This is a genomic window from Pseudocolwellia sp. AS88, assembly GCF_030551755.1.
GTDB lineage: Bacteria > Pseudomonadota > Gammaproteobacteria > Enterobacterales > Alteromonadaceae > Pseudocolwellia.
In genome coordinates this window covers 238,827-253,208 of sequence record NZ_JAUPEC010000003.1, presented here as the reverse complement: position 1 = coordinate 253,208, position 14,382 = coordinate 238,827, and the positions used below count along the sequence as shown (strand labels likewise).

Here is a 14,382-nt window from a genome sequence, read left to right as displayed (position 1 = left end):
ATTTATCTTCCTCCTTGAGCTGATTTCGTTTGTTCATCTGACATTAAGCCCTTAATTGTGACTCTCATTTTAAAGTCACTCAATAGCTTACTCTCAGCATCTTTCGATGTTATTGATTCAAGTACAGCATCAATAAACAGATCAGATCTTTCTATCTCTCTAATCATATTTGCTAAATGGTTATTTGATTCACTTTTCCCTTGTAATTCAAGGGTGTTATTTACTTTCTTCAAATGAGTCAAATAAATACCATTAGGAATTGTCTTAGCAATTTCATTCAAAACTTGAGTACCAACATTACGGCTTCGTTGTAATTGCTCAACTACGCTCATACGTTGCTCTAATTCTTTTTTCTTTTCATCTAAAGTTTTGATTTCGGCAATGCGAATATCTAATATTTTAATTTCATTCTTTAAATATTCATTGCGTGTGTTCTGACCGTCTATTTTAGCTTGAAAATATTGGCTAATTGCAAAAACAATAGCAAAAGCAACAATTGCCACAAGCGCAAGTATAGAAAAGTACTCTTTTTGTTTAGCTTTTTCGGCTTCTTCGCGCCATGGAAGTAGATTTATATATGCCATGAACTAAAGCTCCTTAACGCTAACCCAGCAGCAACCATAAATTTAGGTGCAATACTTTCTAACTTATCCATATCAATGTTGTCAGATTTTTTCATTTCTTTAAAAGGATTAGCAATAACCGTATGTATTCCTAATTCTTCAGTAAGAAGATTTTCAACGCCTTCTACTGAAGCTGTACCACCAGAAATAACAAGGTAATCAACTTTATCTTTACCACTTGATGTTAAAAACATTTGAATAGCACGACGTATCTGTTGAACTAAAACGGTATGAAAAGGAGCTAATACTTCAAAAGTATAATTTGGTGGTAAATCATTACTAACTTTCGCAAACTCGGCTTCTTCAAAAGTTTTATTATAATAAGATACAATTGAACGGGTATATTGTTCGCCACCAAATATTTGGTCTCGACTATATATATGCTGACCAGCTTCTGTGACTGAAAATAAAGTCATCACGGAACCAATATCTACCATGGCAACAATCTTATTTTCGGCATCGTCAGGCAATTGCGATAAGATTAAATCATAAGGTCGACTGATAGCGTATGATTCAACATCAATAACTTTGGTTTGGAACCCTCCACTTTCAAGTGCTGAAACACGAGCTTCAACAGATTCAGTACGAGCCGCACTTAATAAAACATTAATTTTGCTAGGATCCGATTCATTTACATCTAATGATTCAAAATCCAAACTAACTTCATCGAGTGGGTAAGGTATTAAACTATCAGCTTCAATTTCTATCTGACTCGCTAATTCTTGTTCACTAAGGTTTACATCCATATAGATGATCTTGGTGATTACTGTTTGCCCAGATACCGCAGCAGCAGCGTGGGTAACCGAAGAAGTTATCTTTTTTCTTATCTTAGCAATAACATTACCAACGGCTTCAATATCTTGAATTTCACGATCAATCACTGCACCTCTTGGCATTGTTTCTTCCAACAAAGCCTCAAGTATGTAGCCATCATTCCCTTGATTGAGCAACACAGCTTTAACGCTATGTGAACCAATATCAATCCCAACAATGAGTGATACTTTCTTTTTCCATAGACTGCTTAACATAACATCCTACTAAGTTATTTTTGTTATTCAAAATAATAAACATAAATACATTTATTACACTGTTTTACAGGATATACTAGTAATATTAAACGATTTTATTAATTTTATTGAGTATTTTTTATTGTGTTTACATTTAAAAATCTATTAAAAGTATTTTTTATATTATTTATTCTTGGTTCGATATCTCTTGCAGCACTATATTTTTCAATGCGTTCAGAGTTACCAAGTGTCAATATTCTTAAAGAAATTCAATGGCAAACGCCAATGCAAATATTTAGTGCTGACGGTAAACTTATTTCTCAATTTGGAGAAAAAAAGCGCATACCCGTAACTTTAGATGAAGTTCCTCAGCATTTAATCAATGCACTTCTCGCCACAGAAGATGATCGATTTTATTATCATTTTGGTGTTGATCCGATTGGAATGAGCCGAGCTATTTTAGGTCAATTAACAGGCCAAAATAAGGGTGGAGCTAGTACAATAACCATGCAGGTTGCTCGTAACTTTTTCTTAAGTTCAGAAATTACTTACACCCGGAAAATTCGCGAAATTTTTCTCGCTTTTCATATAGAAAGCTTATTAACCAAAGATGAAATATTGACCCTTTACCTAAATAAAATTCCTCTTGGACATCGTTCATTTGGATTTGCTGCAGCTGCACAAGTTTATTATGGCAAAGAACTCAACGATTTGAGCTTAGCGCAAATCGCTGTTTTAGCAGGCTTACCTAAAGCACCTTCAGCAATTAACCCGATTCGCTCACCAAGTAAAGCCAAAGCAAGACGAAGCGTTGTATTAAGACGTATGCTAGACACAAATTACATTACAAATGAAGAGTACGCAGAGGCAATGCGAGAACCAATTACTGGTGAAAAGCACGGAACAGAAATACAACTTAGTGCACCTTACCTTGCTGAAATGGCTCACCAAGAAGTTTTAGATATTTTTGGCAAAGAAGCTGCGTATTCTGAAGGTTACAAAATATACACAACAGTTCAAAGTCATTTACAAATCGCTGCTCAACAAGCCGTTATAACTAATTTGCATGCTTACGATCAACGCCACGGATACAGAGGTCCATTATTAAGTTTACGTCCTCAGTTAAAAGAAAACTTTCAAGATGAAAACCCAATCATCACTAATACAGAGTTATTGACAGAATCAGAGATAACACAAGCCTTTGAACAAATAACAACTTACCAATCATTACTAGCTGCTGTAGTGATTGAGGTTTTAGATAATTCAATAAAAGTGCGTTTAGAAGATAATAGCATTGTAACTATAGATTGGGACGGACTATCTTGGGCGCGTAAATATATTACTGATAGCAGACAAGGAACAGCTCCAGATTATGCTTACCAAATTCTAACCTATGGCGATGTTATCTTAATCGACAAAAAAGATGACTTATATCGATTAAGTCAACTGCCTTTAGCTAGTTCAGCATTAATATCATTATCACCTGATGATGGAGCGATTGAAGCCATAGTAGGTGGTTATAGTTTTCAGCAAAGCCAATTTAACCGTGTTACTCAAGCCAAGCGTCAAGTAGGTTCGAATATTAAGCCTTTTCTTTATTCTGCAGCACTTGAACATGGCTTTACTTTAGCATCGCTAGTAAATGATGCCCCTATCAATCAATGGGATGAAAGTAGTGGCAGTGTTTGGCGTCCAAAAAACTCACCCGCTAAATACGATGGCCCGATAAGAGTTAGACTCGCATTAGCTCAATCTAAAAACGTTGTTGCCGTTCGTTTATTTCGACAGGTAGGTAAAACAAATGTTATTAACCATTTACAATCTTTTGGCTTTAAAAGAGACGAAATACCAAGAAACGAAACTTTAGCGTTAGGTTCTGCCTCTTTTACACCACTAGAAATTGCAACGGGATATGCAGTTTTTGCAAACGGAGGCTTCTTAATTGAACCTTACTTTATAGACAGAATTGAAGACTCTAATGGTAATGTAGTATTTAAAGCAAACCCAAAAATTGCCTGTGATGAAATCTGTATACAACAAAAATTAGCAGAATCACTAGAACCAGTAAATACAGAAAGCAATGCTCAAGATGTTGTCGTTGAATTTATCTCGAATAATGATGAAATCAGTGATGACCCAGAATTAACAGAAACAGAGCTAATTAATAGCGAACTAACTACTAGTGCTCAGGCTTCTGATGATTCGGGTATTGAGTCAAAAACGACCAACAAATCAATCACTACAGATAACAACCTAATAGAATTAAATATAGCTGAAAGAGTTTTAAACCCTCAAAACGCTTTTTTAATCACTAACGCAATGAATTCAGTCATTTGGGGTGCAGACTGGAATAAGAAGCCATACTGGCAAGGTACGGGTTGGCGATCGCGTGCTTTAAAAAGAAAAGACTTATCTGGTAAAACAGGAACAACCAACCAATCGAAAGATGCTTGGTTCTCAGGATTTTCAAGACGCCTAGTGACTTCTACTTGGATAGGGTTTGATGACCCGTCGAAAGATTTAGGGCGGACTTCATATAATAATAATCTACCAAAGAATCAAATCACTGGTTCTGAGGCTGGGGCTAACTCTGCTCAACCTGCGTGGAACCTTTACATGAAAGAAGCTTTGCCTTATTTCCCTTATGAAGCTTTTACGCAACCTAATGATGTGGTATCTGCACGTATAGATAAAGCTACAGGTAAACTAAGTCATAAAACTGACCGTTCAAGTGATTTTGAGTATTTCAAGAAAGGAACGATTCCAACAGAATCTATCCCTAAAAATGATACATATAACTTAAACGAAGGCGATAACTCTAGTATCGATGGAATATTTTAACAAAAATGTAACAACAACTAACAACTTACATAAAAAACTCCAAAACATAACATAAACCTTTCTAAAAATAGATTTCTGAATAACTAAAAACAATGTTATCCAGAAATCTCTCCCAATTCCAAATAAAACAAATAACCATTTATAAACAACAAGATAGAAAAACAAAACCCTAAAAAGATTAATTTTACTTATAATATAGTTGTGAAAGTTATATCAAAAACTTTCACAACGAAAGATTTAAACCTTTCGCTTTACATGAAAGTCAACTAGAATGATTACAAGCTTAATTCTATTTAAAACTTTACCGCTGGAGATACATCAGATGACTACTTTGGGAAATACAATCGATCTAACACAATACGGCATAACGAATGTTACTGAAATTGTTTACAATCCATCTTATGAAATGCTATTTACTGAAGAAACCAAAAGTACGTTAACAGGCTTTGATAAAGGCGTAGAAACAGAGCTAGGTGCGGTAAACGTTAATACAGGTATTTTTACAGGTAGATCTCCAAAAGATAAATATATTGTTAGAGACGATGTATCTCGCGACACGGTATGGTGGTCAGATCAAGGTAAAAATGATAATAAGCCAATGTCACCAGAAACATGGGCTCATTTGAAAGGCTTAGTGACAACTCAACTTACAGGTAAAAGATTATTTGTTGTAGACACATATTGTGGTGCCAATAATGACACTCGTTTAAAGGTTCGTTTTATCACTGAAGTAGCATGGCAAGCTCATTTTGTTAAAAACATGTTCATACGCCCCACGGATGAAGAATTAAAAACTTACGAACCAGACTTTATTGTTATGAACGGTGCTAAAACAGTTAACCCTTCATGGAAAGAACAAGGTTTAAATTCGGAGAACTTCGTTGCCTTTAACCTAACCGAAAGAATTCAGCTAATTGGCGGTACTTGGTATGGTGGAGAGATGAAAAAAGGTATGTTCTCCATGATGAACTACCTATTACCTCTTAAAGGTATCGCTTCAATGCACTGTAGCGCTAACGTTGGTGAAGATGGTGATGTTGCTATATTCTTTGGACTTTCAGGCACAGGTAAAACAACACTCTCAACAGACCCTAAACGTCAACTGATTGGTGATGATGAACATGGTTGGGATGACAACGGTGTTTTCAATTTTGAAGGTGGCTGTTATGCAAAAACAATTAATCTTAGCAGAGAAAACGAACCGGAAATTTATGATGCAATCAGACGCGATGCATTATTAGAAAATGTCACCGTTGACGCAAACGGAAAAATAGATTTTGATGATGGTTCCGTTACTGAAAATACACGTGTTTCATACCCTATTCATCATATTGAAAACATTGTTAAGCCGGTTTCAAGAGCAGGTCACGCTAAAAAAGTTATCTTTTTAACAGCCGATGCCTTCGGAGTTTTACCTCCTGTCGCTAAGCTAACAGCTGACCAAGCACAGTATTATTTCTTATCTGGCTTTACAGCAAAATTAGCTGGAACGGAAAGAGGAATTACTGAACCAACACCAACATTCTCAAGTTGCTTTGGATCTGCTTTTTTAAGTTTACACCCAACGCAATACGCTGAAGTATTAAAAAATCGTATGGAAGCAGTTGGTGCTGAAGCTTACTTAGTGAATACAGGTTGGAATGGCACAGGTAAACGTATTTCAATAAAAGATACACGTGCAATAATCGATGCAATTTTAGATGGCTCTATTGATGATACTGAAACATCTGTTGTGCCTTTATTTAACCTCGAAGTGCCAAACACTTTAAAAGGTGTGAATACACAAATATTAGACCCAAGAAATACTTACGACGCCGCAGGTGAATGGGAAGATAAAGCTCATGCACTGGCAACTCGATTTGTGAATAACTTTGAAAAATTTACTGACACCGAGAATGGTAAGTCGCTTGTGCCTGCGGGGCCACAGCTTTAAAAGTATCTAAATTCTATATTCAACATTAAAAAAGCAGTATAAGTTTTCACTTATACTGCTTTTCTGTATTACACACTCACCCAACAGCCACGAAGCTATTAAACAATATAGACTCCGCTAAGTTTAAGTAAACTTAATTTAGCTTAAAAGGTAAAGTTACAGTAGCTTTGAGACCACCTTCTGTAACATTAGTCAACTTAACACTTCCACCATGAGAATCGACAATACGTTTAATAATAGCTAAACCTAAGCCACTACCTTCACCACCCCGTGCAATATCACCTTGGGTAAAAGGCTGAAATAAACGAGATATTTCATCTTCCGGTATTCCAGGACCTTCATCTACGACCGTAATGATCACTTGATTACTTTTTACTTTCTCACTTAACTCAACCGTTATTTTACCATCGCTATAACGTAATGCATTTTGAATCAGATTAGCCATAACTCTTTTTATTGCGATATAGCGAATAGGCACTAATGAGATTTTATTCTCTTCATAATCAATAACACGGTCTTGGGTCTTTTCGGCTTGTATAACTTCTTTTAACAGCTCATTTAAGTCACTGCTTTCAATAGTATCTTTAGTATCATGGCGAATATAATCAATAAATTGATCGATGATCTTATTCATATCATCAATATCACCCTCAATACCTTCTTTTAGAAACTCATCTTCTACAGATATCATTTCTGAAGCTAAACGAATACGTGTAAGCGGTGTACGTAAATCATGAGAGATACCGGCCATCAATAAGTTTCTATCATCCTCTAACTGTAGAATACCTTTAGACATATGATTAAAGGCCTGAGTCACCGAAACAACTTCAGTCGTACCATGTTCTTCTAGTGGCTCAGGGAAGTTACCTCTTCCCACCTCTTCTGCGGCATTCTGTAATGCAGTTAATGGCCTATTCAGTTGTCGTACAAACAGCCAACCACCAGCTACACTAACCACACCTAAAATGGCTAAAATAACAAGTAATGGATAAAGATTTTCTTCTTCTAGCCCAGTTAACGGTATTTTGACCCACCAATTAGGAGATTGAGGCGGCCTTATCCAGAATAAATATTCATCACCTTGTGAAATGCGAACTTCTGCAGGTCCGCCAAGCAAGAATGACATTTCTTCAGAACGAAATGGATAATGAATGGCGTGCTGTAAACCTAGTTGCATAGCAACATTCTCACGATATACACCAATTCCAGTTTCTTTATGAAATGCCTCAGCCATTGCAGGCCTAAGAACAGGATCATCAATATCAATAAATACAGCTTTTACTTGTTTTGCGAGTAGTTGGTTAACTTGTTGGGCGTTGGGTTGAAGGATATAGATAGCAATCGAAATGTAAGAAACAACTTGGTTAACTAAGAGTAAAACACCAATTAATAATACCGTTTGCCCAAATGCGCTTTGTGGTAATACTTTCATAATAACTTTTTACCTAAATACCTAAGCTTTTGATGTGCCATATAATAACAATTTGAACTTGGGAGTGGATGTTAACTTTCGAATAAAGAATTCTGAGTAAACACTTCATTATTAAAAATGAAGTGTTCTTTCTCAATGAGTTCTAGCAGATATTCTGCCTTATAAAAATGATGTTAAGCTGTTAAAAAACTTAAGCAGTTTCTTTACCTTCAGGAACAAATACGTAACCTAAGCCCCATACCGTTTGAATATAACGAGGTTTTGCAGGATCTTCTTCAAGCATACGTCTTAATCGAGAAACTTGAACATCGATACTTCTTTCAAGTGCAGAATAATCTCTGCCTCGAGCTAAATTCATTAGTTTATCTCGAGAAAGAGGTTCTCTAGGATGACTAATTAATGCTTTTAAAACAGCAAACTCACCACTCGTTAATGGCATGCTTACATCACCTTTCAACATTTCTCGTGTTGCTAGGTTTAGTTGGTATTCGCCGAATGAAATTATGTTCTCTTCTAAACTTGGAGCACCTGGCGCTTCAAGAACCTTACGTCTTAACACAGCTTTAATACGTGCTAACAATTCTCTTGGATTAAATGGTTTAGGCATATAATCATCGGCGCCTAATTCTAAACCAATAATTCGATCTACTTCATCACCCTTAGCTGTCAGCATAACAATTGGAATATCGTTAGAGTTTTGACGTAAACGACGACAAATAGATAAACCATCTTCACCTGGAAGCATCAGATCTAATACTAATAAATGGAAATTTTCACGTTCTAATAAACGATCCATTTGTTCTGAGTTAGCAGCACTTCTTACAACATAACCTTGCTCAACAAGATAACGCTCAAGTAATGCGCGTAAACGCATATCATCATCAACCACTAAAATTTTTGGAGTTTCTTGACCCATAGGAATGTTCTCTGTTTCGGTTATGTTCTTAATATAAGTGAAAAAGCGCTAAAACTGAAAAGCTCCTTTGTGACAATGGCTAGGCATTTGTTACAAATTATGAATAGCTGAACAATTCTAACGCAATAAATGCCTGTATTTAGGTTAAATAGGTTTACTCACCCACATTCAAATTATACTTTTCAATAAGTGAATATAAGGTAGGCCTTGTTACACCTAGTAACTCAGCTGTTTTTGACATATTAGCATCTGAAAGTGAATAAGCTTTCTTGATTGCAATCGACTCAGCTTGTTCACGCACAGTACGCAAATTCAGGGACAGCTCGAAAGATGTATTTTCATGATCAAAGAAACCTAAGTCCATCGCTGTAACTTGTGTACCTGTACACATAATTACTGAGCTTTTAACTTTATTCTGTAACTCACGAATATTACCGGGCCATCTGTGTGCTTTAATAGCAGCAAAACCATCATCTGAAAAGCTCTTTACATTACTTTTATATTCAAGAGCATAACGTTGTAAGAAGTATTGCGCTAAAATGATAACATCTTCATCTCTGTCTCTAAGTGGTGGGATATTCAAAGTAATTTCACTCACACGGTAAAATAGATCTTCTCTGAATGTTTTCTCTTTTACCATTTCTTCAAGATTTTGATTTGTTGCACAAACCACTCTTACGTCAACAGAAATTTCTTGTCTGCCACCTAATCGCTCTATTTGTTTTTCTTGTAAAAAACGTAATAATTTAGCTTGAAGATTAAAAGGCATATCGCCTATTTCATCTAAAAATAAAGTACCGCCTTCAGCACACTCTATTTTACCTTTAGTGGTTTTATGAGCTCCTGTAAAAGCCCCTTTTTCAAAACCAAATAACTCACTTTCTAATAAAGTTTCAGGAATAGAAGCACAGTTGATAGCAATGAATGGTTTGTCTTTTCTATCACTTGCTAAATGAACAGCATTAGCTGTCACTTCTTTACCTGTACCACTTTCACCTAATAGTAATGCTGTGATCTGAGTAGGAGCAATACGTTTAACCATAGTACGCAGTCTGTCTATGGTTGCACTATTACCTATGATGCCAATATCGCTACCAGCAACTGAACGCATTAATCTGTTTTCTTCTTCAATTGCAGCAACGCTGAAAGCGCGAGAAACGATCACATTAATAACTTCAGACTCTACAGGCTTCTGGTAAAAGTCGTATGCACCGGCAGCAATCGCTTTTAAAGCATTGGTTCTATCATCATTACCCGTGATAACAATCACTTTAGTGTGTGGCGCTATAGTAAGAATTTCTTGTAGTGCAGCTAAACCTTCTGAAGCATTTGCTTCATCTGGTGGTAAACCTAAATCTAATGTCACTACTTTTGGTTCAAAACGTCTAACCGCTGCAATAGCACTTTCTCTATCGCCAGCTAAAACTACATCGTAATCAGATAAGCTCCATTTAAGCTGCTTTTGAATACCTTTATCGTCATCAATGATTAATAATTTTTCCATTTAGAAAGAATCCTTCTCTTTTAATCTTTCATTTATATTAATGGTGAAGTTGCTGGAATGGTAACAGTAAACTTACTACCGACTCCTTCCTCACTTTCTACTTTAATAACTCCTGAAATGCTTTCAATGAACTGTTTGGCTTCATAAACACCAATACCCATCCCAGCATTACCTTTTGTTGTATCAAAAGGTTTAAACAATCTTTTTTCAATAAATGTTTTTGACATACCACTACCATTATCTTCAATGATAATAACCGCCTCATTTGACATATTATTTAATGATACTTTTACCCAGCCATCAGGTTGTGTTGCTTCTTGAGCGTTTTGAATAAGATGATTTAATACAGAAAACAACACCTCTTTATCTGCAATAACGGTAGCTTCTGCATCTACACTAAAGGTAACTAAAGGTTTTTTAACATTTCTCTGTTCTACTACTTTTTCTAATACACCACTAATAGTAAACGTATTACTCTTAGATTGTGCGACTTGCTTATTACGTAATTGGGAAAGCACCTTGTCTAAACGTTCAGTAGCAGACTCAACTGTTTCAAACACATCATCAATAAACTCAGGGTTATTTCTATGCTTTTGTGCATTTGTTGTTATAAGTCCTAGTTGCGCTTGTATATTTTTCAAGTCATGAACGAGGAAAGCCGACATGCGATTAAAAGCATCAAATTGTCTTGATTCCGCAAGCTTATCGTTCGCTTCGTATAACGATAAAACATTACCTAACTGTTGCGATATTGCAAAAAGTAAATCGCGATCTTCCCAATTTAACTTATCTAATTTTTTCTCTGTGGCTAAAATAAATAAGCCATAAAAATCTTTTCCAATAAAAATTGGCACTACAACCGATATATTTTTCTCTTGCCACTGTAATAAATTAAGGGACAAATCCGGATAAATACTAGGCCCTTTTGAGTATTCTTTGAAATCAACAATCCAACCTTGGCGCTTACAAAAATGACAAAGGTGAATTAATTGCGGCAGAAACATTTCCTCAAACTCTAAACCAGATGAATATTTAGTTTCAAATTGCGTATTAGATACTTGCTTAACAATAGCACCATATTGCGCATCTGTTTTGTCCATCATGATATGAGTTGCCATTTGATAGTTATTTTCAGCATTACTCGTTTCAATTTTACCTATGAGGTTAAGCCATTCATCTCTGTATTCATATTTATTTGCAAAGAAGTTCTTAGCAATAAATACCTTCACATTTCTTCGTAAAGTTTCTGTCGCTAATAAAACAATAAGAACAACGCCACCTAAAACAAGAAAGCCAATACTAAATACAGATCCCCATTTGCCACCTAGGTAACTTAATACATAACCAACAATAGCCATAACAACTAAATATAGTCCTGCAATCATAAGCATAGAACTATAAAAAACAACATTTCTTGAAACGAAAATTCTTACGGAGCCATTTTTTATTCTACGTGTACTGATCAATAAAAGTGGTACAACAACAATAGCGATAAAGCCTCGGCTAAACCAAAAATCGAAGTCTAAGCTTTGCACCATCATCGCTTGTGCATACAAAACGAAGTCAAATAAAGAGATACTCGCAATAGCAATAACAAGTGGCCAGATCGCCCATCTAACTTGAGAATCTGCACTGCGATAGAGTTGTTCAAGTAGAACTAATGTCCATAAATTTAAAACTATAAATAATAAAAACAAATACTCATAAGAAAAATTAAGACTATAGGTAAGTCCCCAACAACTCAGCATTAAACCAAGCCATATTAGGCAATATTTTTTTATATAAACATTAGAAAGTAAACGCCGAAAGGTTGGCTCTTCTGTATTACATATAAGGATTAAAATAGACCAACAAGCTATTTTGAAGCCATCGGCAACCATAACAAGCTGTAAACTAAAACCCCATTTGATTTGAAGCGCCGCTACTAGGTTGGCCGCCAATGTAGATAATGCACAAATAATTATACATCGAGCCAATAAGGTATTATTTCGTGCTGCAAGGATAAGTAATGTAAAAATAACATATGAAAAGCTTGCAAATGCAAAGCCTAAAAAACCAATTGAATTCATTACTATTCATCCTATGTGCTTCTGAATAAAGAGATTAATCACGTTAGCACTCTTTAAAAACTAATAGCATGTTAACGTTAAAGTACGACTTTTTCTATGTATATGTATCGAATACAAAAGGATTTGTTTTAGAGTGATAATTAAAGCAAGAATTGGCGCTCTCGGCAGGAATCGATTAATACCCACAAGCCTTTATATACATTAAAAAACATCAAATAGACCACGCGCAGTACTACACAGGGTACTACTTAATAGGAAGTTCACTGTTTGATAGATAGTTACCAAATGTATTTTTCAATTGCTGAGCGGCTAAAGCCCAATATGTTTTTTCTAACTCAATTATTTTATTGCGTCTTTGTTCAAATGTTTTCCAACGCATCCACTTAGGTTTAGGCCAATATATGACGCGTTCAAACATATTATTAACATCAGGCCAATCATATCCCCATAAATCTTTTCTTAGCTTTCTGATTCGCCTCATAAGTCTTTCTTGTGGTCGTTCGCTTTGCGTAGCGTAATGTAAGCCAATACATTTACGGCAACCATAAGCATATTTAATTGCGTAAAGGTGTTGGCGCTGTCCTTGGCAATAAGGACAAGTTATATAAAGTTTATTGCTCGCACTTCGATTATCAAGTTTTAACGCAATATGATGGGGTTTATGATTTATAGTAAATGTTAAATAGCGAATGCCATTTTTGTTTTCTGATAACTTTAGCTTGGAGTGTTCATTATCTAAGTATTCAGAATCAAGAGAATAATTCCCTAGCGGATTTGTGAGTAGAGGCTTAAATATACGAGCATTAATCCGATGATATTCACCTGTATAAGCTCTAGTTTGTTTTCTCCCAAAATGTTGACCTTTAGGCATCAGATATACTCCAAAAACTCTGATTAAGTTATCAGATCTTCACCTGTTTCCCTGCGAGCTGTCATAATACCAACTTGTTTAATTGGAGCGCAAACAAATGGCATAAGCTTAGTTAAGAAGTTTAATCGTTGAACGGGATCTTTAATTTCAGCTAGAGTACTTGGTAAGTTTGCTAACTCACTTTGAATAGCATCATTAATTAAGTGTCTGATATCACCACTCATGTATTTACTGCTGATTGGTTTTTCCATAATACAAACCTAATTCGTAAAGATAAGTTTACATTATAGCATTTTATCTAGTACGAAAAACAGGTTTTAACTCAAGAGCTTTATAAGTAGAAATAGATTCCAATCATGATACTGTGTTTACCTTGCCAACAAGTCACACATCAATTTATACATTTCATAACCATTGTATATGAATCAGAATAGCTCCTCTTAAAAGTAACCTCATATTTATCATGCTCTAAGGCCTTCACACTTGATATATATCCGTTACCTACTTGAGCCTTATGGCTTTTAAGCAATTTTATCAACTCTCTATAACAATTAATCAATGCTTCAGAATTAAATTGATCGACTTTACATGTTGATCTAAATAATAAGATGTCTAATGCCGTTTCACCAAAATTGTGAATTTCATCTTTTGAAAACTCGTTTGGTTCAGCGCCTCTTAAGAGCATGAGTTCCGCACATCTATATATATCATTTGTGTCCATTTTAAAGTTAATTGATTTAATAAAATTATAGAAACATTGTGATGGAATACTCCCATGCTCCAACAGTGTTACCGCTAGATCAGGCCTAAAGCTTTTTATCGCTGCTTGTAATGGTGTACCGTAATAAAAGACTCCAGTTTGTTCTTTTTGTTGTTTGTTATAATTTTCCATCCTATTTAAGTTAGCTCCACATGAAATCATTTTTTCAACGATTTGATTACTATACCCTCCAGAATCAAACATCCCTGTGACACTATAAAATAATAGAGTCGTTGGCCTTTCATTTTTAATTTCATATTTTTTGTTCATATCAAGGTGAGCAATTACAGATAGAATACTTTTATCACCTCTTCTTATTTGTGAGATAAGTTCTTCATTTGTATATGTAAACTTTTTTAAATAGCCAATCAACTTTATATCCTTATTTTTATTTTGTGTATTTTATTATAAATAACTACTTATGCC

Annotated in this window: 11 protein-coding genes; 2 read left to right on the top strand and 9 right to left on the bottom strand. The window is 35.2% G+C overall.

Annotation, left to right across the window (positions count from 1 at the left end):
* Nucleotides 1-2: 2 nt before the first annotated feature.
* Complete coding sequence (locus Q5N69_RS03970; RefSeq protein WP_304367555.1) at nucleotides 3-584, bottom strand: PilN domain-containing protein; 582 nt, start codon at nucleotides 582-584, stop codon at nucleotides 3-5.
* Nucleotides 572-1,651, bottom strand: a complete 1,080-nt coding sequence (locus Q5N69_RS03965; RefSeq protein WP_304367554.1) for a pilus assembly protein PilM — start codon at nucleotides 1,649-1,651, stop codon at nucleotides 572-574. Before Q5N69_RS03965 ends, Q5N69_RS03970 begins: the two co-directional genes overlap by 13 nt.
* A 123-nt stretch (nucleotides 1,652-1,774) precedes the next feature.
* Between Q5N69_RS03965 and Q5N69_RS03960 the strand changes: the two genes are divergently transcribed.
* Together Q5N69_RS03960 and pckA are read left to right on the top strand one after the other, a co-directional pair.
* Nucleotides 1,775-4,471: a penicillin-binding protein 1A gene (locus Q5N69_RS03960; RefSeq protein ID WP_304367553.1), complete on the top strand. Its 2,697-nt coding sequence runs from the start codon at nucleotides 1,775-1,777 to the stop codon at nucleotides 4,469-4,471.
* Between the two features lie 322 nt (nucleotides 4,472-4,793).
* Nucleotides 4,794-6,404, top strand: a complete 1,611-nt coding sequence (pckA, locus tag Q5N69_RS03955; RefSeq protein WP_304367552.1) for a phosphoenolpyruvate carboxykinase (ATP) — start codon at nucleotides 4,794-4,796, stop codon at nucleotides 6,402-6,404.
* Nucleotides 6,405-6,537: 133 nt separating this feature from the next.
* Here the strand turns inward: pckA and envZ are convergent, their stop codons facing one another.
* The 7 genes from envZ to Q5N69_RS03920 all read right to left on the bottom strand — a co-directional run bounded on the left by envZ (nucleotide 6,538) and on the right by Q5N69_RS03920 (nucleotide 14,328).
* Nucleotides 6,538-7,836, bottom strand: coding sequence for a two-component system sensor histidine kinase EnvZ (gene envZ / locus Q5N69_RS03950; RefSeq protein ID WP_304367551.1), 1,299 nt, complete (start codon nucleotides 7,834-7,836; stop codon nucleotides 6,538-6,540).
* Between the two features lie 190 nt (nucleotides 7,837-8,026).
* Nucleotides 8,027-8,752, bottom strand: coding sequence for a two-component system response regulator OmpR (gene ompR, locus Q5N69_RS03945; protein WP_304367550.1), 726 nt, complete (start codon nucleotides 8,750-8,752; stop codon nucleotides 8,027-8,029).
* 154 nt (nucleotides 8,753-8,906) lie between these two features.
* Nucleotides 8,907-10,256, bottom strand: coding sequence for a PEP-CTERM-box response regulator transcription factor (gene prsR, locus Q5N69_RS03940; RefSeq protein WP_304367549.1), 1,350 nt, complete (start codon nucleotides 10,254-10,256; stop codon nucleotides 8,907-8,909).
* Nucleotides 10,257-10,288: 32 nt separating this feature from the next.
* Nucleotides 10,289-12,325: an XrtA/PEP-CTERM system histidine kinase PrsK gene (prsK, locus tag Q5N69_RS03935; RefSeq protein WP_304367548.1), complete on the bottom strand. Its 2,037-nt coding sequence runs from the start codon at nucleotides 12,323-12,325 to the stop codon at nucleotides 10,289-10,291.
* Between the two features lie 244 nt (nucleotides 12,326-12,569).
* Entirely contained in the window at nucleotides 12,570-13,196 is a 627-nt protein-coding gene (locus tag Q5N69_RS03930) for a hypothetical protein (RefSeq protein WP_304367547.1), read from the bottom strand.
* 23 nt (nucleotides 13,197-13,219) lie between these two features.
* Nucleotides 13,220-13,447, bottom strand: a complete 228-nt coding sequence (locus tag Q5N69_RS03925) for a hypothetical protein (RefSeq protein WP_304367546.1) — start codon at nucleotides 13,445-13,447, stop codon at nucleotides 13,220-13,222.
* A 140-nt stretch (nucleotides 13,448-13,587) separates the two neighbouring features.
* On the bottom strand, nucleotides 13,588-14,328 hold the full coding sequence (locus Q5N69_RS03920) for a hypothetical protein (protein ID WP_304367545.1): 741 nt from the start codon (nucleotides 14,326-14,328) through the stop codon (nucleotides 13,588-13,590).
* Nucleotides 14,329-14,382: the final 54 nt, after the last annotated feature.